Genomic DNA, 24,619 nt, shown 5'->3' with positions numbered 1-24,619 from the left:
GTTTAAGGTGGTAGGCTGGAATCTTAGGTAAATCCGGGATTCTAAGGCCGAGAGCTGATGACGAGTTACCCTTTGGGTGACGAAGTGGTTGATGCCATGCTTCCAAGAAAAGCTTCTAAGCTTCAGGTAACCAGGAACCGTACCCCAAACCGACACAGGTGGTTGGGTAGAGAATACCAAGGCGCTTGAGAGAACTCGGGTGAAGGAACTAGGCAAAATGGCACCGTAACTTCGGGAGAAGGTGCGCCGGTGAGGGTGAAGCACTTGCTGCGTAAGCCCACGCCGGTCGAAGATACCAGGCCGCTGCGACTGTTTATTAAAAACACAGCACTCTGCAAACACGAAAGTGGACGTATAGGGTGTGACGCCTGCCCGGTGCCGGAAGGTTAATTGATGGGGTTAGCTAACGCGAAGCTCTTGATCGAAGCCCCGGTAAACGGCGGCCGTAACTATAACGGTCCTAAGGTAGCGAAATTCCTTGTCGGGTAAGTTCCGACCTGCACGAATGGCGTAACGATGGCGGCGCTGTCTCCACCCGAGACTCAGTGAAATTGAAATCGCTGTGAAGATGCAGTGTATCCGCGGCTAGACGGAAAGACCCCGTGAACCTTTACTATAGCTTTGCACTGGACTTTGAATTTGCTTGTGTAGGATAGGTGGGAGGCTTTGAAGCGTGGACGCCAGTCTGCGTGGAGCCATCCTTGAAATACCACCCTGGCAACTTTGAGGTTCTAACTCAGGTCCGTTATCCGGATCGAGGACAGTGTATGGTGGGTAGTTTGACTGGGGCGGTCTCCTCCTAAAGAGTAACGGAGGAGTACGAAGGTGCGCTCAGACCGGTCGGAAATCGGTCGTAGAGTATAAAGGCAAAAGCGCGCTTGACTGCGAGACAGACACGTCGAGCAGGTACGAAAGTAGGTCTTAGTGATCCGGTGGTTCTGTATGGAAGGGCCATCGCTCAACGGATAAAAGGTACTCCGGGGATAACAGGCTGATACCGCCCAAGAGTTCATATCGACGGCGGTGTTTGGCACCTCGATGTCGGCTCATCACATCCTGGGGCTGAAGCCGGTCCCAAGGGTATGGCTGTTCGCCATTTAAAGTGGTACGCGAGCTGGGTTTAGAACGTCGTGAGACAGTTCGGTCCCTATCTGCCGTGGACGTTTGAGATTTGAGAGGGGCTGCTCCTAGTACGAGAGGACCGGAGTGGACGAACCTCTGGTGTTCCGGTTGTCACGCCAGTGGCATTGCCGGGTAGCTATGTTCGGAAAAGATAACCGCTGAAAGCATCTAAGCGGGAAACTTGCCTCAAGATGAGATCTCACTGGGACCTTGAGTCCCCTGAAGGGCCGTCGAAGACTACGACGTTGATAGGCAGGGTGTGTAAGCGCTGTGAGGCGTTGAGCTAACCTGTACTAATTGCCCGTGAGGCTTGACCATATAACACCCAAGCAATCTGTAGACTCGAAAGAGGCCAGATTGCGGTGTGTGAAGACGAAATGAACCGAAAGTTCGAGTCAAAACCCACAAACTATCGCATACCCATTCGCTGGAACGTGACCGCAAGGCACGCGCTGGCTACCGAATTTCTTGACGACCATAGAGCATTGGAACCACCTGATCCCATCCCGAACTCAGAAGTGAAACGATGCATCGCCGATGGTAGTGTGGGGTTTCCCCATGTGAGAGTAGGTCATCGTCAAGATTAAATTCCGAAACCCCTATCTGCTGACGCAGGTAGGGGTTTTGTTTTTAGTAGAAGTCTTCGATTTTCACCGACACGTTGTTCCTGAACGGGTTGGTTACCGAATTTCTTGACGACCATAGAGCATTGGAACCACCTGATCCCATCCCGAACTCAGAAGTGAAACGATGCATCGCCGATGGTAGTGTGGGGTTTCCCCATGTGAGAGTAGGTCATCGTCAAGATTGAATTCCAGAACCCCTGTCTGCCAATGCAGACAGGGGTTTTGTCGTTTTCGGAGCCGATAATCGGATCGCCGTCCTAATTGACGCCACCCCCCGGCAAACCCCCAAGCCGTTGCTATGCTTTGGTTGTCGGGCATTGGCAGCAACAGCCCGCGACGTGACTGGTCATGGGGATTCCAATAATGAAAAACCCTTATGCTCCCGGCTTCTGGTGCGCTGTCGCGGCCTTGGTGCTGCTATCGGCCACCTACTTCTATGGCGTCATGCTGACTCACCATATCGACAAGGCACTGATTTTCCTGGATAGCGCGGCTGCGCTGATCGCTGTCATTTCTGTCGCAATCGTCGCTTGGGCGTCTCTCCAAGGCCAGCGCATCAAGAAGAAGCAGCTTGTGCAAGGCAAGACACTGGTCTTGATCTGGGATACCAAGGTTGCGCTGCGCCGGGTTGAAACGGTATTCGACCGTTATTTCTGGGGCAGCTATTGGCAGCCTGGACGCACGTTTCAGGAAGTCATGGGTGAACTCACCGGCACTCCGCTGGAGAAAAGCCTCGAGGCACTGAAAACTCAATGCGCCGCCCTGGACAAGCAAGTCGCGCAAGACGACTGGCATTGGCTCAACAATGCCCGCGAGCTGTGCGATGTGGCCAACGCGATGGCTCGGGAGCGCTATCAATTGGACTTCTACGATGGGCGTGACGATTCATCGGGTGCGGCAGTAATCAATCGAGATTTCGAAGTGTTGGTCTACACCTGGACAGCACGTCTCAAGACCTTCGATCATCAACTTGACGAGATCGAAGTCGAATATTCGTAGACCATTTCTCAAGAACACGCTTTTTCCCCTTTAAACATTGGGCTTGCTGACTTGCCTGATGCTAATCTCCCCACCACTTTTATCGCGTCGTACCACAGCCCTTTGCGGGTCAAGGAAGACGACTCTTTTCAACCATGGAACATGATCGGATCACTCATGAACAAATCAGCAAGCGTACTTCTGGGAATCGTTGTGGTTGTTGGTGCAATCAGTGCGGGTGGCGCCTGGTATACCGGCACCAAGCTTGAAGGCGTACTGCAAACCGCTATTGCCGACAGCAATAAGCAACTGCAAACGGCTCTGGCGGGTTCCAATGGCACCGCTTCGATTGAACTGGTCTCCCTGGACCGTGGCACCTTCAGCAGTACCGCCCGTTATCGTCTCAAGGGTGAAGGCGAAATGTTCGGCGGCGAACCGGTCGAGCTGCTGTTCGTTGACAATATCGAACACGGTCCACTGCCATTCTCGCGCCTGATGACGCTCAAATGGTTGCCGGTCATGGCCACCAGCCACACCGAACTGGAGCGGACTCCGCTGACCGAAAAGTGGTTCGTTGCCGCCAAGGATAAATCGCCTCTCAAAGGCGTCTTCAATCTCGGTTACGATCAATCCACCAACGGCACGTTCGAACTGCTGCCTCTGGATACCAAGCTGGATGAGCAATCCCAGCTGATCTTCTCCGGCCTGAAAATCGATGTGGCCGCCAGCGCCCAGGCTGAGAAGATCAAGGCCGACGGCTACATGGACAGCTTCAAGTTGACCACCGTCGCCGAAGATCAGACGCCGGTTCAGGTAGAGTTCAGTGGCCTGACATTGGCCAGCAACCTGACCAAGAGCACCTATGGCTACTACAAGGGCGACAACACCCTGTTGCTAAGCAGCAGCAAGACCACCTTTGGCGAGCCGAAGTCGGTATTGGGCCTGAAAAACTTCGAAATGAAGAACAACAGCTCCGAGAACGGCACCAGTGCTTCGGGACGCGCTGATTACAAGATCGGCGAGTTGTCGTTCAACGACAAGGTCATCGGTTCTGCACAGATGGCGGTCAGCCTGAAGAACCTGGACATCCCTGCCACAATGTCGCTGATGCAGGTCTACCAGGCCAAGCTGCAGCCCTACGAAAAGGCAGCTGCCGAGGCCGCTAAAGCGGGCGAGCCGGCTCCGGAGCTGAACCTCACCGAGGCAGAAGAAGCGCAGGTCAAAGCCGACCTGGAAAAACTCCTGGCTGGCGCCCCGCAAGTGGCCCTGGAGAACCTCTCGTTCAATACCGCTAACGGCGAAAGCCGCGCGAGCCTGGTTGTCGATCTGGCCAAGCCGCAGTCCATGGACCTGCCACCCGATGAGCTGGGCCGCCAGTTGCTCGCTCTGCTGGACTTCAAGGTGAAGGTTTCCAAGCCAATGCTGGTGGATCTCCTGACCGTGCAAGCGCAGATGGAAGGCCAGACCGACGCAAAACTGATCGCCGACCAGGCGACTGCCACCAGCGATATGTTCAGCGCCATGGCGGTAGGCACGGAGCTGGCGAAGCTTGAAGGCAATGATGTGGTTACCAATCTGCACTACGCCAACAATCAGGTCGATTTCAACGGCCAGAAGATGACCGTTGAACAGTTCACCGCGTTTGTGATGAACAAGCTGGGCGGCGGCGTCGCCATTCAGTAACCCGTCCCAGGCAACATCTGAAAACCGGTCCGTGCCCTGTGCACGGGCCGGTTTTTTTTGTCCGTTGAAAATGCCGCGCTGAAATCTGCATGGATTCTGAAGAATTATGGCGATCTGGAAGATGACCCGCCACGGAGTGCAAAACTAGGCCCGTTAGAGCTTGGCTGGGTTCCTTTGATCCGGCCTTCTGTTTGATGGGCAAGGGGGCACTGCGACCCGGCTGGCCATGTAAGGATGCTGACGAATGCCGCGTACTGTGGGTCCTCTTATTCAACTCGGTTTGCGCCCGTTGTTTCGCGTCGCGCTGTGCAGCCAATTGTGCTGGTCGGTGGCGGCGTTTGCCGATACCGCTTATGACCAGATGGTGCTCGACGCCCGCGCGGGGCATTACACGCCCGCGTTGTCCGTATTGCGCCAGGTGCCGGTTGGCCAGGCCAGCGCCGCACAGATCAGTGACCATCTGCAGATCGCCAGTTGGGCCGGTCTTGATGCCGAGGTGGTGAAAGTCTACGAAACCCAGGGCCGCTACCGCGACCTTCCGGTTCAGGCGCTGACCGCAGCTGCTCGCTCCTATCGCAACCTCAAGCGCTGGGATCCGGCGGTCGAGTTGTATCGCCGGGCGTTGGCGATCGATCCGCAGAACCCCGATCTGCAACTGGGTCTGGCCTTGACCCAGGCCGATGCCGGCAAGCCAGATGAAGCCGTCAGCCGCGCCAGGGCCCTCGTTGCCGCCAAGCCAGAAGATCCGATGCGCCGGTTGGCCTTGGGTTATGCGCTGACGCGTGCGGACAATCCCCACGAAGCGCTTTTCGAATACGACCAGGCTTTCACCCGTGCCGGCAGCAACAAGCCTGAAGTCGCCCGCGAGTACGTCTACGCCCTGCAACGCGCCCGTTTGCCTGAGCCGGCCCTGCGCCTGGCCCGGCTTCAGCCCGGCCTGATCGATCGTGGCGTGCAGCGCAGGCTCGAAGGCGATGTGGCGGCCGAGCGGGTGCGCCTGGCGGATATGGCCAGTCGCAGCGAAACAGAACGTTTTGTCATTGCCGATCGCGCGCTGGCGGACTACGACAAACTGCTCGCCACCTGGACTCCGGTGGCCGAGGCCCACGATGATGTCTTGCGCTGGCGGATCGACCGCATGGGCGCCCTCAACGCCCGGGCTCGCCGGGCCGAGGTGATCGCCGAGTACCAGAAGCTGGTCGCTGAAGGGGTCAGCATTCCAACCTACGCGCTGCGCTGGGTGGCTTCTTCCTATCTGGAGCAACGTGAACCGGAGATCGCCGTCGATCTGTACCGCCGCGTGCTGATTGCACCGGATGCAGATCCTGCGGACCGCTTCGAAGACAGCACTGCGCTCTACTACGCCTTGCTGGAAAGCGAAAAATCCGAGGAGGCCCGCGCACTGGCCGAAGACCTGGCGAAAGCACAGCCGGCCCGCGTGGAACTCAAGGGGCTGCCGATCGGTAATCCCAACGACGAATGGATGGACGCGCAGCTCCTGGCCGCTCAGGCAGGCACCTACGGCGCCGATCTGCCTACCGCCGAGGCGCGCCTGGATGCTCTGGTTTACCACGGCCCCGGCAATATCGGCTTGCGCCTGGCCCAGGCCGATCTGTACCAGGCACGTGAATGGCCGCGACGTTCGGAAAGCCTGCTCAAGGAAGTCGAGGCGACGACGCCGCGCAATCGCGACCTGGAAGTCGCCCAGGCCCGCGCCGCCATGGATCTGCAGGAATGGCGGCAAATGGATGCGCTTACCGATGACGTCGTCGCCCGCTATCCCGAGAACGCTCACGTCAAGCGCCTGCAACGCCAGCGTGACGTCCATGACATGGCTGAACTGCGCATCGAGGCCTACACCGGCAAGAGCTACGGTGGCGGCAATGGCGACGCTGGCGCGGTGACCGGCAGCCGCGATTTTGGTATCGAAACCTTGCTCTACAGCCCGCCCATCGATGAAGACTGGCGGCTGTTCGGCGGTGCCGGTTACGCAACCGGCGACTTCGAGGAAGGCACCGGCCACCATCGCTGGCAGCGCCTGGGAGTGGAGCGGCGTACCCGCGACATGACCCTGGAGGCGGAAGTCTCCAACCATTCGTATGGTTCCGGTGACAAACAGGGCGCGCGAGTAGCCGTGGCCCGGGACATCAATGATCACTGGCAGTACGGCGGCAGCCTGGACTACCTCTCGGCCAACACTCCGTTGCGGGCTCTCAACAGCGGGATTCGCGCCAATGGTGGAAGCGGTTTCGTCCGCTGGCGTGCCAATGAAAGCCGCGAGTGGCGGCTGGCTGTCAGCCCGTCCCACTTCAGCGATGGCAACAACCGCCTCGAGACCTTGCTGACCGGCCGCGAGGGCATCTACAGCGCTCCGAGGCTACAAGTGGAGCTGGGCCTGGAAGTCGGTGCCAGTCGTAACAGCGGCTCCAATGAAGTGCCGTACTTCAATCCGAAATCGGACTTCAGTGTCATGCCGACCGTGAGCGCCAATCACGTGCTGTATCGCCGCTACGAAACCACCTGGAGCCAGCAGTTCCAGGCGGGTGCCGGCACTTACAGCCAGAGTGACTACAGCACCGGTGCCATGGGGTTGCTCAGCTACGGCCAGCGTCTGCTCTGGAACGATGTGCTTGAAGCCGGGGCCGCGCTGAGCTGGCTCAACCGCCCTTACGACGGCGATCGTGAAAGCGATCTGCGCCTGCTTGTCGACCTCACCTACCGCTTCTAGAAGAGTTTGAAAATGCCCGTCATTTCGCGATTCATCCTTCTGCTGGGAGTCTTGCTGATCAGCGCTTGTGCCCAGCAGGCCCCGGCATTTGCCCCGCCTTCGCAACGGCCGGTGATGGCCAACGATGCGCCATGGCCGAAAAACCACGTGCTTGGTATTGCCTACCACGACGTCGAAGACCGCGACCCCGACCAAGCCTTGGTGGCCGTGCGCACCGAGCGCCTGATCGAGCAATTGGCCTGGCTGCGGGAAAACAATTATCAGCCGGTCACGATCGACCAGATCATCGCTGCCCGCAACGGCGGGCCCGAACTGCCACCGCGCGCAGTACTGCTGAGTTTCGACGACGGCTACTCAAGCTTTTACACCCGCGTCATGCCCATCCTGCGCGCCTATAACTGGCCGGCCATCCTTGCTCCGGTCGGCAGTTGGATCGACACGCCGCTGAATCAACCGGTGGATTTTGCCGGGGTGCCGCGCAAGCGTTCCGAGTTCCTGACCTGGGAGCAGATTCGCGAGGTGTCGAAATCGGGCCTGGTGGAAATCGCCGCCCACACCGATGCCAATCACAAAGGCGTACTCGCCAACCCGCAAGGCAACCAGCAGCCGGCGGCGACCACGCGGCGCTACGATCCGGCTACCGGTCGTTATGAAGCGGAAGCCGATTTCCAGGCACGTCTGCGCAAGGATGTGGCAGCCATTTCCGAGAAGATCCGCAAAGTCACCGGCTACAGTCCGCGCGTCTGGGTCTGGCCATACGGCGAGGCGGACGGCACCGCGTTGCAGGTGATTGGCAGCCAGGGCTACCAGATGGCCCTGACCCTGGAAGACGGCCTCGACAGCCTCGATAACCTGATGAGCGGCCCGCGCTTTCTGGTGGCTTCCGATCCGGACGGCGCTCACTTCGCCGAAAGCATCGTCTCGGTGCAGACCATGGACCCGATGCGGGTGGTCCACGTTGACCTGGATTATGTCTACGATCCGGACCCTGTGCAGCAGGAGGCCAACGTCGGCAAGCTGGTCCAGCGTATCTACGATCTGGGCGCGAACACCGTGTTCCTGCAAGCTTTTGCCGACCCGAAGGGCGATGGCCTGGTCCATTCGCTGTACTTCCCCAATCGGCATCTGCCGGTACGCGCCGATCTGTTCGATCGGGTCGCATGGCAATTGCGCACCCGGGCCAACGTGAAGGTGTATGCCTGGATGCCGGTGCTCAGTTTTGCCCTGGACCCGAAGTTGCCGCGTGTACAGCGCTGGGATCCTGAAACCGGCAAGATTGGCGTCGCCCCGGACCAGTACGTACGCCTGTCGCCCTTCGACCCGAACGTGCGCAAGGTCATCGGCGAAATCTACGAAGACCTGGCGCGGATGAGCTCGGTGGACGGCGTTCTGTACCATGACGACGCGGTGTTCTCCGACTTCGAGGATGCCGGCCCAGCTGCGATGAAAGTCTATGCGGCCAGCGGCTTGCCGACTTCCATCGCCGCTCTGCGCGACGACCCGGCGGCCATGCAGCGCTGGACCCGTTTCAAGAGCCGCTACCTGATCGACTTCACCGCTGAGCTCACGGCCAAGGTTCGGGCAATTCGTGGTCCGGAGGTGCGCACGGCGCGCAATATCTTTGCCGAGCCGATGCTCAACCCGCAGAGCGAGGCCTGGTTCGCCCAGAACCTCGATGACTTCCTCGGCGCCTACGATTGGACGGCTCCGATGGCCATGCCATTGATGGAAAAACAGACCCGCGAGCAATCCGGGCCCTGGCTCGAACGGCTGGTGGAAACCGTCAAGGCTCGCCCCGGTGCGCTCAAGCGCACGGTATTCGAATTGCAAGCGCGCGACTGGCACAGCAAGCCGGTGGCCGATATCGAAGGTGAACAACTGGCCGACTGGATGGGGCGACTCAAGCGCCAGGGCGTGACCAGTTTCGGCTACTACCCGGACAACTTCATCGAAGACCAGCCTGCCGTGAAAGCCGTGCGGCCTGCGCTCTCCAACAAGTGGAATCCTTGACATGCTCGACAGACTGCTCGCCGTCCTGGTGCTGGCGATCGTCCTTGGGGTGCCCCTGGGCCTGATCTTCCTGGTCACTGGGCAATTCCTGATGGACTTCGTGTTCTTCTACCCGCTGTTCATGTCCGGGCTGTGGATCGCCGGGGGCCTGTATTTCTGGCTGCACTGGGAGCGCCACTGGCCGTGGAAAGACGACACCTTGCCGCCGCCCCTGGCCGGCGAACCGCTGATCAGCATCCTGATCCCGTGCTTCAACGAAGGCGACAACGTTGCCGACACGATTCACGCAGCGCTGGGCCAGCACTACCCGAACATCGAGGTGATCGCCATCAACGACGGCTCCAAGGACAACACCGCCGAGGTGCTGGACCGACTGGCCGCCGAAGACCCGCGCTTGCGTGTGCTGCACCTGGCGGAAAACCAGGGCAAGGCCGTAGCCCTGCGCATGGGCGCCATCGCTGCACGCAGCGAATACCTGGTGTGCATTGACGGCGACGCGCTGCTGGCACCGAATACCTGCGCCTACCTGGTGGCGCCGATGCTAGACAACGCCCGCCTCGGCGCGGTGACGGGCAACCCGCGCATTCGCACCCGTTCAACCTTGGTGGGTCGGGTCCAGGTCGGCGAGTTTTCCTCGATCATCGGCTTGATCAAGCGTACCCAGCGGGTCTTCGGACGAATCTTCACCGTGTCCGGTGTGATCGTCGCCTTCCGTCGCACAGCGCTGCACCGGGTCGGCTATTGGAGCCCGGACATGATCACCGAGGACATCGACATTAGCTGGAAGCTGCAACTGGACCACTGGAGCATCTTCTACGAACCCCGTGCGTTGTGCTGGATCCTCATGCCCGAAACCCTGCGCGGCCTGTGGCGGCAAAGGCTGCGCTGGGCCCAGGGCGGTGCCGAAGTGCTGTTCAAGAACATCCGCGGCATCTGGCAATACCGCCACCGTTACCTGTGGCCGCTGCTGTTCGAATACTGCCTGTCCACCGGTTGGGCGTTCACCTTCCTGCTGTCGGTGATCTTCTGGGGCGCCGGCAAATTCATCGAGATGCCCGCCGCCATCGCGGTGGACCACCTCATGCCGCCGGCCTTCACCGGGCTGTTGCTGGCGGTGGTGTGCCTGATGCAATTCGCGGTGAGCATCCTGATCGACCGTCGCTACGAAAAAGGCCTGTGGCACATCATGTTCTGGGTGGTCTGGTACCCGTTGGTGTTCTGGTTGATCAGCCTGTTCACCACCCTGGTGAGCTTCCCCAAGGTGCTGTTCGGGCAGCATCAGAAACGTGCGCGCTGGGTTAGCCCGGATCGCGGGATCAAGCCGTTCGATGACGAAGAAGAGGAAGTGATCCGATGAAAATTATCAGGACCCGGCAGCGGCCTTTTCTGGTGGTCATCGATGTGCTCTTTACCGTGCTGGCGTGGGTTGGGCTGTTGTATCTGCTGGTCAATGGGCTCTGGCCGTTGTTCGACAGCCATGCCGGGCCACGCCTGGGTGGTTCGTTGTTCGATACCCTGGGAACCTTGCAGATCTATGGCTGGATCGCGCTGGTCAACGCAATCATCCTGATTACCTGGGCGCGTTACCAACAGCGCAAAAGCCGCAGCTTCGCCCAGCGTCGGCTGCCGAGGCCTGCGGTGGATGACCAAGGCCTAAGCGCAAGTTTCAAGCTGACTGACGAACGACTGGAAACGCTGCGCCAGCCTGGCTCCAAAATCATCCATAACAACCCGGATGGCGACATCAGCCACGTAGTGCCGCACTTTCATCTGCTGAGCCCGGACTTGCAACCGCCGCCCCTGGCACCGCTGGACCGGCCGCCGGTGATTCATCTGCCGGCTGATCGCCCTGCGTAGTCAACGCCCAACACCTGTGGGAGCGAGCCTGCTCGCGATAGCGGAGTACCAGGCAGCACTGATGCCGACTGATCGGACGCCATCGCGAGCAGGCTCGCTCCCACAGGTTTTATATTGTCTTCAAGACAAGCTACACCGAAAAATCCCGGACCAGCCGCCAGGCCTCATCCACCGGCAGCGGTTGTTTCATGCGCTGGGCCAGTGCCGCCATGGCCCGGCCTTCATCGCAGGCCACGACGGCGGCAACGAGACCGTCCTTGCCGAGCAGAGCGATGAACGGAGGATGCTCAGGCGTGCCCTTGAATTGCACCTCGTCCCATTCCTCGGCATGACCGAGGTAGTCGTAGCGTTTGCCGAAGTGGTACGTCCAGAAGAACGGCACATCCAGGTAGTGTTCCTCACCGCCGAGCATGTTCGTCGCGGCGATGCGTGCCTGTTGCTGGGCCAGGCGCCAATGTTCGATGCGCCGGGGTTGGCCGTTCAGTGGAAAGGTGGCGATATCGCCAACGGCCCAGACGCCATCGGCGACGCGCATGCCGTCGTCAGCGATCAATGATTGATCTTTTTCCCGTGGCAGATCGGCGAACGGCTCGGTCGCCGGGCGCACGCCGACACCGATGATGACCAGGTCCGCCGCGAAACGCTGACCGTTATCCAGCACCACGGCTTCAACCTTTTCCACACCTTCGATCCGCGCCGCTTCGCCCTCGCTGTGATAGACCACACCATTGGCCCGGTGTCGGGCCAGGATCGCCTTGCCGATGCTGTCGCCAAACTGCGCGGCGAACGGGACCGGGTGGCGGGCCAGGACGGTCACGCTCAGTTCACGTTTGCGCAGGGACGAGGCGACTTCCATGGCGATGAAGCTGTCGCCGATAATCACCGCTCGCTGCCCCGGCTGGGCACGGTCGAGGATTTGCCGGGTATCGGCCAAAGAGCGCAGGGTGAACACATTGGGCAAGTCGAGGCCCGGCATGTCTGGCGTCCTGGGCACTCCACCGGTGGCGATGAGCAATGCGTCATAGTCCAGGCGTTGACCGTCGGCGAGATGAATCTGGCGCGCGCTGGTGTCGAGACCGGCCACTTCGCCGTTGCGCCTTTCGATGCGTTGCCGGGTGAAGTAGGTTTCATCGCGCAAGGCCGGCGTCTTTTCCGCGGCCATGTCGCCGGCCAACACGTATTTGCTCAGTACGGTGCGGTCATAACCGGCCTCGGCTTCGCGGTCGATCATCTGGATCCGGCCACCGAAACCCTTCTCGCGCAGCGCCGCCGCGCAAGCCGTGCCGGCCGCTCCGGCGCCGACGATGACGAAGGTGCGCAGGTCATCGGCGGGAGGGATTTTTTCGGCTGGCAGTGGTTGCTCATCGACCCATACTTCATCGCCCCGCAGCTCGACGTGATAACGCTGCAGGCTGTCGAGGGCCGGCGGCTCGCACAGGGCGCCGTCTTCGGCACGGAACGCGGCCTTGTGCCACGGGCAGATCAGCCTGCCGTGACACACCGCGCCCTCGGCCAGCGGCGCCCCGGCATGCGGGCATTTGCCTTGGAAGGCTCGGACTTGTCCGCCGGCCCGCAGCAGCAGGATGGGTGTTTCGTTGAGGGTCACTTCGAGGCCGCGGTCCTCTCGCACATCAGCGAGGCGGGCGACTTGATGCATGGGCATGGTCGTTCTCCGACAGGCGTTTCCCGTTCGAGTCAGGGGAGTGCAACGAGGTTCAGCATAATTGTCACTGCAACCGGGCCGGCGCTGCGGCTATAGTTCGCAGGCCGTCCATGGCCTGAATCGAATTAAGGTGCCCGGTATGACTCGATTGACCTCCCTTTCCTCCTGGCTCGCGGCCGTCACCCTCGTGCTGTGCGCGCAAGGGGTTGTCCAGGCCGAAGAGCGTTTCACCCTGAGCATTCCCGGTGTATCGGACGACCGCCTCTTCACTGCCGCCGCCGCGAGCGACGCGAACACCTGCGGCGGCAAGAATATTTCTCCGGCGCTGAGCTGGAACGCCGGCCCGCCTGGCACCCTCAGCTATGCCATCGTCATGCTCGATCCCGACGGCCAGCGCGGGCAGGGCGTCGACCACTGGGTCCATTACGGGATCAAGGCCAGCACCCGACAGATCCCGGCGGGCGCGGGTACCAAATCCACCCTGGAAGGCATGAGCGGCATCAATAGCAAGAACACTCACGGCTACATCGGTCCGTGCCCACCCGTTGGCGACAGCGCTCATCACTACCTGATCCAGATATTCGCCCTGGACCTGCCACCCGACGCATTGCCCGCCGGCCTCACACGCGCCCAATTGATGGAAAAACTCAAAGGCCACGTCCTGCGCAACAGCAGCGTGGTGCGTCGCTACCACCGCTGACTGGCTGGCCCAATCTTCACGTAAGTTGGCATCGAGCGCCAAAAGCGAGCACTATCGGCGCCTGTTCACTCATACCGGAGGATGGCGATGACGCAGCAAACCGACGGCATCGCCCGCCTCAAGAACTGCCCCACCAAGGGCGACGAAATACGCCGGGCCATCGCCCAGAGCCGCAAGGATTTTCTGCCTGCTGACGAGGCCGTAGACGCCGAGCCAGGCCAACCGTCGGCGCAGCCCGTGGACAAGGGTCCCGCTGCCTGATCCGACGCCTTCTTCCAACCATTTTTCCAAACATGCCTATGACTGCCACCCATCATTTGCCAGGCGCGCGGTTCAGCCGCTCCGACTACAAGACCCTGGGCCTCGCCGCCCTCGGCGGCGCGCTGGAAATCTACGACTTCATCATTTTCGTTTTTTTCGCCCTGACCCTCAGCCAACTGTTCTTCCCGCCGGAAATGCCCGAGTGGCTGCGCCTGCTACAGAGCTTCGGGATTTTTGCCACCGGCTATCTGGCGCGTCCCCTGGGCGGGATACTCATGGCGCACTTTGCCGATCGCCTGGGCCGCAAGCGTGTCTTCAGCCTGAGCATCCTGATGATGGCGTTGCCGTGTCTGCTCATCGGTGTACTGCCGACCTATGCGCAAATCGGCTATTTCGCCCCGTTGCTGTTGTTGGCGCTGCGCATCCTGCAAGGCGCGGCGGTGGGCGGGGAGGTGCCGAGTGCCTGGGTGTTCGTGGCCGAACACGCGCCGTTGCGGCATCGCGGCTATGCCTTGGGGTTTCTCCAGGCAGGCTTGACCTTCGGCTACTTGCTCGGCGCCTTGACCGCTACGGCGCTGGCGCGGATCTTCAGCCCGACCGAAATCCTCGACTACGCGTGGCGCTTGCCGTTCCTGCTGGGCGGGGTATTCGGCGTGATCGGCGTCTGGCTGCGCCGCTGGCTGAGCGAAACGCCGATCTTCATGGCCCTGCAAGCCAATCGCGAAGGCGCGACGGAGCTGCCGCTGCGCACGGTTTTTCGCGACCATCGGCATGCCTTGCTGCCCGCCGCCATTCTTACCTGCGTACTGACTTCCGCCGTGGTGGTCTTTGTGGTCATCACCCCCACAGTGATGCAGAAAAGCTTCGGCCTGACCCCCAGCCACACGTTTGCCCTGAGCAGCCTCGGCATCGTTTTCCTGAACATCGGCTGCGTCCTGGCCGGCCTCGTCGTCGACCGCATCGGCGCCTGGCGCACCGTCATGCTCTACAGCCTGCTGTTGCCGCTGGGCATCGCCGTGCTCTATGCCAGCCTGATCAGCGGCAGCGACTGGCTGGGCCTGGCCTACGCCGTGGCCGGCCTGGGTTGCGGCGTGGTCGGCGCGGTGCCTTCGGTGATGATCAGCCTGTTCCCGCCGAAGATTCGCGTGTCCGGTATCTCCTTCACCTACAACATCGCTTATGCACTCTGGGCCAGCATGACGCCGTTGTTGTTGATTGCGCTGGTGCCGTGGAGCCCGTGGGTGTGCGTGGTGTATTGCGTGGTGATGGGCGCGGTGGGAGTAGCGGCGGCGGCTTATTTTCCGAGGCGGCATGCAAAGATCCTGCGGCCCTCTCTGGCCTGTGAAACCTGATCGTGCGCTTGCTCGACGGCAATCGCTACGCTTCCAGCAAGGAAAGCGCTGACTACCTGCTGGATATCAACGCCGTCTACGCCCGCCGTATCCAGGACACCCAAGGTGGTTTGATGAACAGTATCGTTGCCGACGGTACGTACCTTGCCAGTGTCGACTTCAGCTACCAGGTCCAGGTGAAGAAGGCCGGCGCCGAGGTGCTGCATTTCGCCCAGGCTCGCGAGGGGCTGATGCCGGCCGGCGCGATCGGGCAATTTCACGCCATGAAAGGCATCGCTGGTGCCCTCACGAAGCGGGGCAATTCCGATGTCGAGGAGTACTACACCAGCCAGCTGAGCCGTTTCATCGCCGATGACCTGCGGGCCATTCCGTCTCGCTGATGCTATTTGCCGCCGCTGAGGGGACCAGGGCATGAAAAAATTTTCTGGTCGTTAACCCGAACCACTGATCTCTTGCGTCTGACCTTGTGAACGGATCTTCCACTCACGAGGTTCAGCCCATGTCCCGTCCGCTTTCGTATATGCGTCCTGCCACCCAGGGTTTTGCCGTCACGCTGCTGGTGGCGTTGGCCGGTTGTGGGTTGTCTTCGTCCCGTGAAGCTGCCAAGCCGGCCGAACCGGTGGGGGCGGCGCCCATTGTCGCGCCGCTAGGAGAGATCGCCTACGTGCGCCAGACTATGGCCAAGCGCATGGCCGCGCCGGCATCAATGCCTGCGCCGATGGGCGATGTTGTCTCCAATGATTACCGCAGCGAGCCGCGCGAACAGTACGAGAAGCTGCCGGAGAATCCTGTCCACAGCGTCGCCGAGACACCGGTCTCGACCTTCAGCGTGGATGTCGATACCGGCAGTTATGCCAACGTGCGACGTTTTCTCAACCAGGGCAGTCTGCCGCCTGAGGGCGCTGTGCGGTTGGAGGAAATGGTCAACTACTTTCCTTACCATTACGCGTTGCCCACCGACGGTTCGCCCTTTGGCGTGACCACCGAAATCGCGCCATCGCCCTGGAACCCTCACACCCGGTTGTTGCGTGTCGGGATCAAGGCCAGCGACCGCGCCGTCTCAGACCTGGCCCCGGCCAACCTGGTGTTTCTGGTGGATGTGTCCGGCTCGATGAACCGTCGCGAAGGCCTGCCGCTGGTCAAGAGCACGCTGAAATTGCTGGTGGACCAATTGCGCGATCAGGACCGGGTGTCCCTGGTGGTCTATGCCGGTGAATCCCGGGTCGTGCTCAAGCCCACCTCGGGTAGCGACAAGGTGAAAATCCGCAACGCCATCGATCAACTGAACGCCGGTGGATCGACCGCCGGTGCCTCGGGCATCGAACTGGCCTACCAGATGGCTCGGGAGAGCTTTATCGACAAAGGCATCAACCGCATCCTGCTGGCCACCGATGGTGACTTCAACGTCGGCATCAGTGATTTCGACAGCCTCAAGCAGATGGCCGTGGATCAGCGCAAAAGCGGCGTCTCCCTGACCACACTGGGCTTCGGTGTGGATAACTACAACGAACACCTGATGGAGCAACTGGCTGACGCCGGTGACGGTAACTACGCGTACATCGACAACCTGCTCGAAGCGCGCAAGGTCCTGGTGGACCAGCTCAGCTCCACCCTGGCGGTGGTAGCGCGAGACGTGAAGTTGCAGGTGGAGTTCAACCCCGCCCAGGTCAGCGAATATCGACTGCTGGGTTATGAGAATCGCGCATTGAAGCGTGAGGATTTCAGCAACGACAAGGTCGACGCAGGCGAGATCGGCGCTGGGCATACAGTGACCGCGCTGTATGAAATTGTCCCGAAAGGAGAGCAGGGCTGGTTGGAGCCGCTGCGTTATGGAAACGCGCCCAAGTCGGACGGCAAGTCCGGCGAACTGGCGATGTTGCGCGTACGCTACAAGCTGGCGGAAGGCGGTAGCAGCCGGTTGATCGAACATCCCATTGCCGTTTCACCGCGCAATGACAAAACCAGCGACGACCTGCGCTTCTCGGCCGCCGTGGCAGCCTTCGCCCAACAGCTCAAGGGCGATGGACGCTACACTGGGCAGATGACCTTGAAGGATACCGCGCAGTTGGCGCGCTCGGCGCGCGGTGACGATCCGTTCGGGCTGCGTGCCGAGTTCGTGCAACTGGTGGAGCTGGCCCAAAGCCTCGAACCTGCGGCCAAACGCTGATCCCGGCCACAATGAGGATCAAATGTGGGAGCGAGCTTGCTCGCGATGGCGTCGGTTCAGTTGCATTTGTATTGCTGACACACCGCTATCGCGAGCAAGCTCGCTCCCACGGGGTCTGCCAGGGCTGTGTTGCAATGATCGCCAAAGGAGTTCGACACGGACATGCCCGCTGCGCTTGATTCTCCCAGCGACGAATCGCTGCTGGCCCGCTATCGCGAAGGCGACGGGGCTTGTTTCGAAGCCCTGTACGTCCGCCATCGGCAAGGGCTTTATCGTTTTCTCGTGTCCTTGAGCAACAAGGCCGAACTGGCCGAGGAAATTTTCCAGGACACCTGGCTCAGCCTGATTCGCAGCACCACCCAGCCACAAGGCCGGGCGAGTTTTCGTACATGGTTGTTCCAGATTGCCCGTAACCGCTTGATCGACCACTGGCGCAAGCACGGCGTCCACAACCCGCTGCACGACAGTTACGACGAGCAGCTTCATGTCCAGCCCGACGACACCGGCAACCCTGAGCAACAGTTGAGCCTGAGTCGCGACCAGGCTCGTCTCGACGCCGCATTGCAGGCCTTGCCCGAGGATCAGCGGGAAGTCTTCCTGCTGCGCCTACACGGTGATCTCGAACTGCCACAGATCGCTGCCCTGACCGGCGTTCCGCTGGAAACGGTCAAGAGCCGCTTGCGTTACGCCCAACAGAAGCTGCATCGCCTGTTGGCCGAGGAGGTACCCGCATGATCGACCCCAAACAGACGCCGGATTCCATCGACGAAACGCTGGTCGAACATTTCCGCCAACACGCCAGCGGCGAGCCGCCGGCCTCCATGGACGCCTTCATCCTGGCCACCGCGCGCCGTGAAGCCCCGACGCCGGCGCCGAGCCTGTGGCAGCGCTGGCTGCAGGCTTGTCAGCGACCCCGGTGGCAAATGGCGTTCGCCACGGTTGCCGGTGTGGCGCTGATGATCGGCCTGGTGCTGCGTACGCCGACCGAGGAGCAATTGGTTTCACCCGCCTCGATGGAGTTTTCCGCCGATCGGCAACAGCCTTCGGTTGCCGCTGCCCCGCCGCCAGCCATGCCCGCCCCCGCACCGATCACTCGCATGGCGCCCCAGGGCGAACTGGCCCGAGCCCCGGCCAGCCCGGTGCAGGCGTTGGCGGATAAACCCGCAGCGAAAATGAGCAAAGCCGCGCCCGCCGCAATGCCAACACTTGAGCAGGAGCTGCTGGAAGTGCTGCGATTGCGCGAGGCGGGTGACAGCAAGGCGGCTGATGAGAAGCTGCTGGCGTTGCACAAGCGCTTTCCCAAGGAAGACTTGCCGGCGCGGTTGGAAATATTGCGTAAGCGATGACCGAGCGCCCGTGGCGAGGGAGCTTGCTCCCGCTGGGCTGCGCAGCAGCCCCAAAACTACCCAGTTCAGAATCGGGTAAGGACAGCGCCACAAAAAAAGCCCCAATCCGTGAGGACTGGGGCTTTTGATTTTTCATGTCTGGTGCACCAGGCGGGATTCGAACCCACGACCCCTGCCTTCGGAGGGCAGTACTCTATCCAGCTGAGCTACTGGTGCAACGCGGGCGCCATGATACTCATAAGCATGGCGGGCGTCCATGCTGCTGATTTGCCGTTTGTTTTCGCCTCGCTCGGCGGCTGTTGGCTACGCTGATCAGAAAAAACAGGCAAATGCAGCTTTTTCGTTCTTTTTTTCGAACAGGCTATTGTCCTCCAACCCCATCGGCCCTAGGATTCGTTTGAGATTTCAAACGCTCTTGTCTGGGTGCTGAACCGCACGTCTGTGCTTATGTGCGTTATTTCTGTGCTTCAGCCCGGTGGATGATTTCCCTGACGGCAGCCCATGAGGCGCCTTTCTACAACTCTAATTCGCTCCGCGTGCGCGCGGTGCTGTTAAGGAAAGCCGACATGCAGCTTAAAGACACCCAGTTGTTCCGCCAGCAAGCCTTTATCGATGGCGCTTGGGTCGATGCGGACAATGGTCAGACGATCAAGGTCACCAACCCGGCGACGGGCGAAGTATTGGGCACAGTGCCGAAGATGGGCGCTGCCGAAACCCGTCGCGCGATCGAAGCTGCCGACAAGGCGCTGCCGGCCTGGCGTGCGTTGACCGCCAAGGAACGCGCCAACAAGCTGCGTCGCTGGTATGAATTGCTGATTGAAAACCAGGACGACCTTGGTCGCCTGATGACCCTGGAGCAGGGCAAGCCGCTGGCCGAAGCCAAGGGCGAGATCGTCTATGCCGCCTCCTTTATCGAATGGTTCGCCGAAGAAGCCAAGCGCATCTACGGTGATGTGATTCCCGGCCACCAGCCGGACAAGCGCCTGATCGTGATCAAGCAGCCGATTGGCGTGACCGCCGCCATCACGCCGTGGAACTTCCCGGCCGCGATGATCACCCGCAAGGCCGGCCCGGCCCTGGCCGCCGGTTGCACCATGGTCATCAAGCCGGCTTCGCAGACGCCGTTCTCGGCCCTGGCCCTGGTAGAGCTGGCGCACCGTGCCGGCATCCCGCAAGGCGTGTTGAGCGTGGTCACTGGCAGTGCCGGCGACATCGGGGGCGAGCTGACCAGCAACCCGATCGTGCGCAAGCTGTCCTTCACCGGTTCGACCGAGATCGGTCGCCAGTTGATGGCCGAATGCGCCAAGGACATCAAGAAGGTTTCCCTGGAGCTGGGCGGCAACGCGCCCTTCATCGTGTTCGACGACGCGGACCTGGATAAGGCCGTCGAAGGCGCGATCATTTCCAAATACCGCAACAACGGCCAGACCTGCGTCTGCGCCAACCGCCTGTACGTCCAGGATTCGGTGTACGACGCCTTCGCCGAGAAACTCAAGGCAGCGGTGGCCAAGCTCAAGATCGGCAACGGTCTGGAAGACGGTATCACTACCGGTCCGTTGATCGACGAAAAAGCCGTTGCCAAGGTTCAGGAGCACATCGCCGATGCGGTCAGCAAAGGCGCGACCGTGCTGTCGGGCGGCAAGCCGATGGAAGGCAATTTCTTCGAGCCGACCATCCTGACCAACGTGCCGAAGAATGCCGCCGTGGCGAAGGAAGAGACCTTCGGCCCATTGGCGCCGCTGTTCCGCTTCAAAGACGAAGCCGAAGTGATCGCGATGTCCAACGACACCGAGTTCGGCCTGGCTTCGTACTTTTATGCCCGCGACCTGGGCCGTGTGTTCCGTGTGGCCGAAGCCCTGGAATACGGCATGGTCGGCGTCAACACCGGTTTGATCTCCAACGAAGTCGCGCCGTTCGGCGGCATCAAGGCTTCGGGCCTGGGCCGTGAGGGCTCCAAGTACGGCATCGAGGACTATCTGGAAATCAAGTACCTCTGCCTGGGTATCTGATCTGCTACAAGCGCAAAGGGCACGAGAGCGCTGTCCCTTTGCGCGTTTCACCCCGTTCTGTTTCTTGTGGCCGGAACGCTGTGGCAGTCGATCATCGCATGCTGTCGCAGTTGCCTCCCCGCCATGTATTCCTTGAGCCACGCCGACCGATGAGCGGCGAATGAGGACATTTTTAATGAGCAAGACCAACGCAGACCTGATGGCCCGCCGTACCGCCGCTGTTCCCCGCGGTGTCGGCCAGATTCACCCGATCTTTGCCGAATCGGCGAAGAACGCCACGGTTACCGACGTTGAAGGTCGTGAATTCATCGACTTCGCCGGTGGTATCGCCGTACTGAACACCGGCCACGTGCATCCGAAGATCATCGCCGCCGTCACCGAACAGCTGAACAAGCTGACCCACACTTGCTTCCAGGTCCTGGCCTACGAGCCGTACGTGGAGCTGTGCGAAAAAATCAACGCCAAGGTCCCGGGTGATTTCGCCAAGAAAACCCTGCTGGTGACCACCGGTTCCGAAGCGGTGGAAAACGCCGTGAAGATCGCCCGCGCCGCCACCGGCCGTGCCGGTGTGATCGCCTTCACCGGCGCTTACCACGGTCGTACCATGATGACCCTGGGCCTGACCGGTAAGGTCGTGCCTTACTCGGCCGGCATGGGCCTGATGCCTGGCGGCATTTTCCGCGCGCTGTACCCGAACGAGTTGCATGACGTGAGCGTCGACGACTCCATCGCCAGCATCGAACGCATCTTCAAGAACGACGCCGAGCCACGCGACATCGCCGCCATCATCATCGAGCCGGTCCAGGGCGAGGGTGGCTTCTATGTGGCGCCGAAAGCCTTCATGCAGCGCCTGCGCGCCCTGTGCGACCAGCACGGCATCCTGCTGATTGCCGACGAAGTGCAGACCGGCGCCGGTCGTACCGGTACGTTCTTCGCCATGGAGCAGATGGGCGTCGCCGCCGACCTGACCACCTTTGCCAAATCCATTGCTGGCGGTTTCCCGCTCGCCGGTGTGTGCGGCAAGGCCGAATACATGGATGCCATCGCACCGGGCGGCCTCGGCGGCACCTACGCCGGCAGCCCGATTGCCTGCGCCGCTGCGCTGGCGGTGATGGACGTGTTCGAAGAAGAACACCTGCTGGATCGCTGCAAGGCCGTGGGCGAGCGCCTGGTGACTGGCCTCAAGGCTATCCAGAAGAAGTACCCGGTCATCGGTGAAGTCCGTGCCCTGGGCGCCATGATCGCCGTGGAGTTGTTCGAAGATGGCGACACCCACAAGCCGAACGCTGCCGCCGTTGCGCAAGTGGTGGCCAAGGCGCGCGACAAGGGCTTGATCCTGCTGTCCTGCGGCACCTATGGCAACGTCCTGCGCGTGCTGGTGCCGCTGACTTCGCCGGACGAGCAACTGGACAAAGGCCTGGCAATCATCGAAGAGTGTTTCTCCGAGCTTTGATATTTACGAGCTCTGATCCTTACGAGCTCTGAGCTTTGTGCTGATCCACAAAAAACCCGCTTCGGCGGGTTTTTTCATATTCGGCTACAGATCCACGGTGGTTTCGACCTGTCTGGAATGGCCGTTATTGTCTAAGGTGCATGTATTGCAAGGGAGCGATGCGGCATGACTGCTGTGGATTTACCCGCTGTACCGCGTGTGTTGATTGCCGAGGCCGATCCGGCGTCCAGGGAGCTGCTTGAACAGGTGCTGTCCGGAGTGCGTTGCGATGCGCGGATAGACACTTGTGGCGAGGGACGGCAGGCCTTGGAGCTCCTGGCGCATAATTCCTACGACCTGGTGATCGCCGATTGGGAACTGCCGGGTGTCGATGGCCTGAGCATCTTGCGCAGCTTGCGCCAACACCATCGCACGCCCGTGTTGCCGTTCATCCTGGTGAGCCGGCGCAACGACAGCGCCAGCGTGCGCGAGGTCTTGCCCCTGGCGCCGACGGCCTATCTGACCAAGCCCTTGAACCGGGAAAACCTGACCCAGCGTCTGCAAGGGTTACTTCTCCATAGCGAAGACACATCCAACGCCGCGCCAATTCCAGGACCGGGCCTTACATTGGCAACGTTCCTGGAGCGTCGACGAGACATGGCCGAAGGCGCGCCGTTGATGACCGATGTGCAGGTCGCGATCAAACGCAGCCTCAATCCTGGTGGACTGGATCTGAAACTGCTGGAAGAAGAGCTCCGTACTGACCCGCAGATCACCGCCGTACTGATTGCCGCAGCCAACAGCGCCGCGCAACAGCAAGGCGGCGGTCCGGTGCAGACCGTGGCCCAGGCGCTGCATCAGCTAGGCACCGGGCAAAGCATGAACCTGATCCTGGGCTTGACGCTCAAGCGCTGTGCCCGGTTGAACGTGCCTTGGCTGGCGGACTATGCCGAACGTTATTGGGAGTTGTCGTTGCACACCGCCGAGTACGCCCGGACGATGGCGCGCATGCTTGATCTGGAGCAGGAGCGCTGTTATTGCGCCGGCCTGTTGCATCGCTTGGGCGACCTGGCACTGCTGCGCTGCATGGAAGAGTGGAAGCAGGCCGGCGGCGAGCTGGACGAGCCGGAGGAAATCGGCGATTCGCTCGAACAGTTCGGCGCCGGTTTTGGCTCGGCGCTGCGTACCCGCTGGCGCCTGCCGCTGGAGCTGCGCGAATTGATCGCGGCGGTCTACGGTCTCGGTGGAGGGGTTTATTCCCGCGAGGCGCTGGTGATGAACATGGCGGCGCAGATGGCGCATTTACCCGCGCACGAAGGGCTTGAAGAACTGGCCCGGGGACGCACGGCGCGCTTGCTGAAGATCGGGCTGCCAGAGTTGATGCGGTTGCGCCGCCAGTAAATTCACCACTGATCACAGTTGATTGAGGGTGAGACACTCAAGCCGCGATGATGCGGTTCTTGCCCTGGCGCTTGGCCTCGTACATCGCCGCGTCAGCACGGGCGAACAGGTTGTCGAGGGTCTGGTCTTCGGTGCTGATCCCGGTCAGGCCCTGACTGACGGTGATGCCGAAGTTATGCTCCCCGCAGCGAAACGCCAGGCGCTGGATTTCCCGCTGCAAGCGCTCGGCGACCTGCAATGCCATGTCCGGGGCACAGCCAGGAAAAACAGCGGCAAACTCTTCACCACCGATCCGACCGAAAAGGTCACCGCGCCTGAGCACGCTCCGCCCGCTCTCGGCGATCTTTTGCAATACCGTATCGCCTTCCTGGTGGCCGTAAGTGTCGTTGATCAGTTTGAAGTCATCGATGTCCAGCAACAGGAATGCCATCGGCGTGCCTTGCAGCCTTGCCTGCTCGAATTCCCGATGGGCGCACTCGAAGAAATGACGGCGGTTGCTGCTCTGGGTGAGCACGTCGGTGGTCGCCAGTCGCTGCAGTTCGCTTTCGAGCAGCTTCTTCTCGGTGATGTCTTCGGCGATGCCGACCACAATCACCGGTTGGCCCGGATCGGCCTGACGGTTGATGAAGCATTTGTCGCTGAGCCAGCGGATCTGGCCGTCGGCGGCGATGATGCGGTATTCCCGATCTTCCACGGCGCCTTTGACCAACACTTCGGCCAGGCTGCGCTCGGCGTAATCCAGATCATCCGGATAGATTGCGTCACGCCATTCGTTGTAGTCAGCCAGCACGAGGCCGGCCGGGCGGCCGAAAATCCGCTCGTAGGCGGGGCTGACATACAGCACTTGCCGGGTTTCCCAATTGAATGCCCAGAGCACCGCGTTGACGCTGACCAGCAACGAACTGAACAACTGCTCCCGCTCGCTCAGACGCGCCACTTCCCCTTGGGCGTGCATCAGCGCCATGAGTGTCTGGGCCGCTTCTGGCCAATGTGGCTGGGATGAATCCTGTAGGTTCTTGTCGACCATCGGCACAAATCTCAAGGAACGTGCATTGCTATGGATTTGCACGCGCTCACTCCAAAGCCCGCCAGGATGGCGAAGTGCTCTTGAGATAGGGGATTGTGGGCGAAGTTCCTTTTCAGGCGACGAAGGGCGGGAGCTTTCGTTCGAACATGTGGGGTGAACTTGTGGCGAGGGAGCTTGCTCCCGCTCGGCTGCGAAGCAGCTGTGAACCGGCGGGAGCGGTGGGCCTGATGGTCCGGTTTCGGCGGGTTCTGGGGCCG

At 61.0% G+C, this 24,619-nt stretch carries 17 protein-coding genes, 1 tRNA gene, 3 rRNA genes and 1 pseudogene (1 of these 22 running past the window's edge); 19 read left to right on the top strand and 3 right to left on the bottom strand.

Features of this window, described 5'->3' with window-relative positions:
• The 9 genes from J3P89_RS27560 to pgaD form a co-directional block, all read left to right on the top strand.
• A 23S ribosomal RNA gene (locus J3P89_RS27560) occupies positions 1-1,440 on the top strand (it extends 1,452 nt beyond the left edge of the window).
• Positions 1,441-1,589: 149 nt separating this feature from the next.
• A 5S ribosomal RNA gene (gene rrf, locus J3P89_RS27555) occupies positions 1,590-1,705 on the top strand.
• Between the two features lie 108 nt (positions 1,706-1,813).
• Positions 1,814-1,929, top strand: a 5S ribosomal RNA gene (gene rrf, locus J3P89_RS27550).
• 182 nt (positions 1,930-2,111) lie between these two features.
• Positions 2,112-2,747 (top strand): NADH:ubiquinone oxidoreductase subunit N, encoded by a 636-nt coding sequence (locus tag J3P89_RS27545; RefSeq protein ID WP_434570519.1) that lies wholly within the window; start codon positions 2,112-2,114, stop codon positions 2,745-2,747.
• Positions 2,748-2,903: 156 nt separating this feature from the next.
• Positions 2,904-4,409 carry a YdgA family protein gene (locus tag J3P89_RS27540; protein ID WP_434696257.1) on the top strand — a complete coding sequence of 502 codons (1,506 nt, stop codon included), beginning with the start codon at positions 2,904-2,906 and terminating at the stop codon, positions 4,407-4,409.
• 244 nt (positions 4,410-4,653) lie between these two features.
• Positions 4,654-7,137 (top strand): poly-beta-1,6 N-acetyl-D-glucosamine export porin PgaA, encoded by a 2,484-nt coding sequence (gene pgaA, locus J3P89_RS27535; RefSeq protein WP_434696256.1) that lies wholly within the window; start codon positions 4,654-4,656, stop codon positions 7,135-7,137.
• A gap of 12 nt (positions 7,138-7,149) precedes the next feature.
• Positions 7,150-9,147 (top strand): poly-beta-1,6-N-acetyl-D-glucosamine N-deacetylase PgaB, encoded by a 1,998-nt coding sequence (gene pgaB / locus J3P89_RS27530; RefSeq protein WP_434696255.1) that lies wholly within the window; start codon positions 7,150-7,152, stop codon positions 9,145-9,147.
• A 1-nt stretch (position 9,148) separates the two neighbouring features.
• Positions 9,149-10,504, top strand: a complete 1,356-nt coding sequence (pgaC, locus tag J3P89_RS27525; protein ID WP_305497636.1) for a poly-beta-1,6-N-acetyl-D-glucosamine synthase — start codon at positions 9,149-9,151, stop codon at positions 10,502-10,504.
• Positions 10,501-11,004 (top strand): poly-beta-1,6-N-acetyl-D-glucosamine biosynthesis protein PgaD, encoded by a 504-nt coding sequence (pgaD, locus tag J3P89_RS27520; RefSeq protein WP_434626678.1) that lies wholly within the window; start codon positions 10,501-10,503, stop codon positions 11,002-11,004. Before pgaC ends, pgaD begins: the two co-directional genes overlap by 4 nt.
• A 130-nt stretch (positions 11,005-11,134) precedes the next feature.
• Here the strand turns inward: pgaD and J3P89_RS27515 are convergent, their stop codons facing one another.
• Complete coding sequence (locus J3P89_RS27515; RefSeq protein ID WP_434696254.1) at positions 11,135-12,667, bottom strand: FAD-dependent oxidoreductase; 1,533 nt, start codon at positions 12,665-12,667, stop codon at positions 11,135-11,137.
• 139 nt (positions 12,668-12,806) lie between these two features.
• Here J3P89_RS27515 and J3P89_RS27510 point away from each other — a divergent pair, with 139 nt between their 5' ends.
• From J3P89_RS27510 to J3P89_RS27480, 7 genes and pseudogenes are all read left to right on the top strand, one after another.
• The gene (locus J3P89_RS27510) at positions 12,807-13,367 is read left to right on the top strand and encodes a YbhB/YbcL family Raf kinase inhibitor-like protein (RefSeq protein ID WP_305497633.1); all 561 of its coding nucleotides are present in this window, start codon (positions 12,807-12,809) and stop codon (positions 13,365-13,367) included.
• An 87-nt stretch (positions 13,368-13,454) separates the two neighbouring features.
• Positions 13,455-13,628, top strand: coding sequence for a hypothetical protein (locus J3P89_RS27505; protein WP_434570506.1), 174 nt, complete (start codon positions 13,455-13,457; stop codon positions 13,626-13,628).
• Between the two features lie 38 nt (positions 13,629-13,666).
• Positions 13,667-14,980 (top strand): MFS transporter, encoded by a 1,314-nt coding sequence (locus J3P89_RS27500; protein ID WP_434696253.1) that lies wholly within the window; start codon positions 13,667-13,669, stop codon positions 14,978-14,980.
• Positions 14,974-15,360: pseudogene (locus J3P89_RS27495) on the top strand (hypothetical protein); the annotation flags it as partial. The gene J3P89_RS27500 and the pseudogene J3P89_RS27495, both read left to right, overlap by 7 nt.
• A 119-nt stretch (positions 15,361-15,479) precedes the next feature.
• Complete coding sequence (locus J3P89_RS27490; protein WP_434696252.1) at positions 15,480-17,147, top strand: vWA domain-containing protein; 1,668 nt, start codon at positions 15,480-15,482, stop codon at positions 17,145-17,147.
• 162 nt (positions 17,148-17,309) lie between these two features.
• On the top strand, positions 17,310-17,882 hold the full coding sequence (locus J3P89_RS27485; RefSeq protein WP_434696251.1) for an RNA polymerase sigma factor: 573 nt from the start codon (positions 17,310-17,312) through the stop codon (positions 17,880-17,882).
• Positions 17,879-18,493 carry a hypothetical protein gene (locus tag J3P89_RS27480; protein WP_434696250.1) on the top strand — a complete coding sequence of 205 codons (615 nt, stop codon included), beginning with the start codon at positions 17,879-17,881 and terminating at the stop codon, positions 18,491-18,493. Before J3P89_RS27485 ends, J3P89_RS27480 begins: the two co-directional genes overlap by 4 nt.
• A 139-nt stretch (positions 18,494-18,632) precedes the next feature.
• On the opposite strand, the gene J3P89_RS27475 is transcribed toward J3P89_RS27480, so the two are convergent.
• Positions 18,633-18,709 (bottom strand) — tRNA-Arg (locus tag J3P89_RS27475).
• A gap of 350 nt (positions 18,710-19,059) precedes the next feature.
• On the opposite strand from J3P89_RS27475, the gene gabD reads away from it, so the two are divergent.
• From gabD to J3P89_RS27460, 3 genes are all read left to right on the top strand, one after another.
• Positions 19,060-20,502 (top strand): NADP-dependent succinate-semialdehyde dehydrogenase, encoded by a 1,443-nt coding sequence (gabD, locus tag J3P89_RS27470; RefSeq protein ID WP_434570497.1) that lies wholly within the window; start codon positions 19,060-19,062, stop codon positions 20,500-20,502.
• A gap of 175 nt (positions 20,503-20,677) precedes the next feature.
• Complete coding sequence (gene gabT / locus J3P89_RS27465) at positions 20,678-21,955, top strand: 4-aminobutyrate--2-oxoglutarate transaminase (RefSeq protein ID WP_434696249.1); 1,278 nt, start codon at positions 20,678-20,680, stop codon at positions 21,953-21,955.
• 165 nt (positions 21,956-22,120) lie between these two features.
• Positions 22,121-23,335 carry an HDOD domain-containing protein gene (locus tag J3P89_RS27460; RefSeq protein ID WP_434696247.1) on the top strand — a complete coding sequence of 405 codons (1,215 nt, stop codon included), beginning with the start codon at positions 22,121-22,123 and terminating at the stop codon, positions 23,333-23,335.
• 37 nt (positions 23,336-23,372) lie between these two features.
• On the opposite strand, the gene J3P89_RS27455 is transcribed toward J3P89_RS27460, so the two are convergent.
• Complete coding sequence (locus tag J3P89_RS27455; protein WP_434698065.1) at positions 23,373-24,362, bottom strand: GGDEF domain-containing protein; 990 nt, start codon at positions 24,360-24,362, stop codon at positions 23,373-23,375.
• Positions 24,363-24,619: the final 257 nt, after the last annotated feature.

This window comes from Pseudomonas sp. Z1-14 (assembly GCF_051132005.1).
Classification (GTDB): domain Bacteria; phylum Pseudomonadota; class Gammaproteobacteria; order Pseudomonadales; family Pseudomonadaceae; genus Aquipseudomonas.
Note: the sequence above shows the minus strand (reverse complement) of the source record. Positions and strands in the feature narration are given on the sequence as shown.

Bases quoted from the DNA above. Each gene is read 5' to 3' on its own strand.
- J3P89_RS27545 (WP_434570519.1), top strand. From the start codon at position 2,112: ATGAAAAACCCTTATGCTCCCGGCTTCTGGTGCGCTGTCGCGGCCTTG.
- J3P89_RS27540 (WP_434696257.1), top strand. From the start codon at position 2,904: ATGAACAAATCAGCAAGCGTACTTCTGGGAATCGTTGTGGTTGTTGGT.
- pgaA (WP_434696256.1), top strand. From the start codon at position 4,654: ATGCCGCGTACTGTGGGTCCTCTTATTCAACTCGGTTTGCGCCCGTTG.
- pgaB (WP_434696255.1), top strand. From the start codon at position 7,150: ATGCCCGTCATTTCGCGATTCATCCTTCTGCTGGGAGTCTTGCTGATC.
- pgaC (WP_305497636.1), top strand. From the start codon at position 9,149: ATGCTCGACAGACTGCTCGCCGTCCTGGTGCTGGCGATCGTCCTTGGG.
- pgaD (WP_434626678.1), top strand. From the start codon at position 10,501: ATGAAAATTATCAGGACCCGGCAGCGGCCTTTTCTGGTGGTCATCGAT.
- J3P89_RS27515 (WP_434696254.1), bottom strand. From the start codon at position 12,667: ATGCCCATGCATCAAGTCGCCCGCCTCGCTGATGTGCGAGAGGACCGC.
- J3P89_RS27510 (WP_305497633.1), top strand. From the start codon at position 12,807: ATGACTCGATTGACCTCCCTTTCCTCCTGGCTCGCGGCCGTCACCCTC.
- J3P89_RS27505 (WP_434570506.1), top strand. From the start codon at position 13,455: ATGACGCAGCAAACCGACGGCATCGCCCGCCTCAAGAACTGCCCCACC.
- J3P89_RS27500 (WP_434696253.1), top strand. From the start codon at position 13,667: ATGACTGCCACCCATCATTTGCCAGGCGCGCGGTTCAGCCGCTCCGAC.
- J3P89_RS27490 (WP_434696252.1), top strand. From the start codon at position 15,480: ATGTCCCGTCCGCTTTCGTATATGCGTCCTGCCACCCAGGGTTTTGCC.
- J3P89_RS27485 (WP_434696251.1), top strand. From the start codon at position 17,310: ATGCCCGCTGCGCTTGATTCTCCCAGCGACGAATCGCTGCTGGCCCGC.
- J3P89_RS27480 (WP_434696250.1), top strand. From the start codon at position 17,879: ATGATCGACCCCAAACAGACGCCGGATTCCATCGACGAAACGCTGGTC.
- gabD (WP_434570497.1), top strand. From the start codon at position 19,060: ATGCAGCTTAAAGACACCCAGTTGTTCCGCCAGCAAGCCTTTATCGAT.
- gabT (WP_434696249.1), top strand. From the start codon at position 20,678: ATGAGCAAGACCAACGCAGACCTGATGGCCCGCCGTACCGCCGCTGTT.
- J3P89_RS27460 (WP_434696247.1), top strand. From the start codon at position 22,121: ATGACTGCTGTGGATTTACCCGCTGTACCGCGTGTGTTGATTGCCGAG.
- J3P89_RS27455 (WP_434698065.1), bottom strand. From the start codon at position 24,362: ATGGTCGACAAGAACCTACAGGATTCATCCCAGCCACATTGGCCAGAA.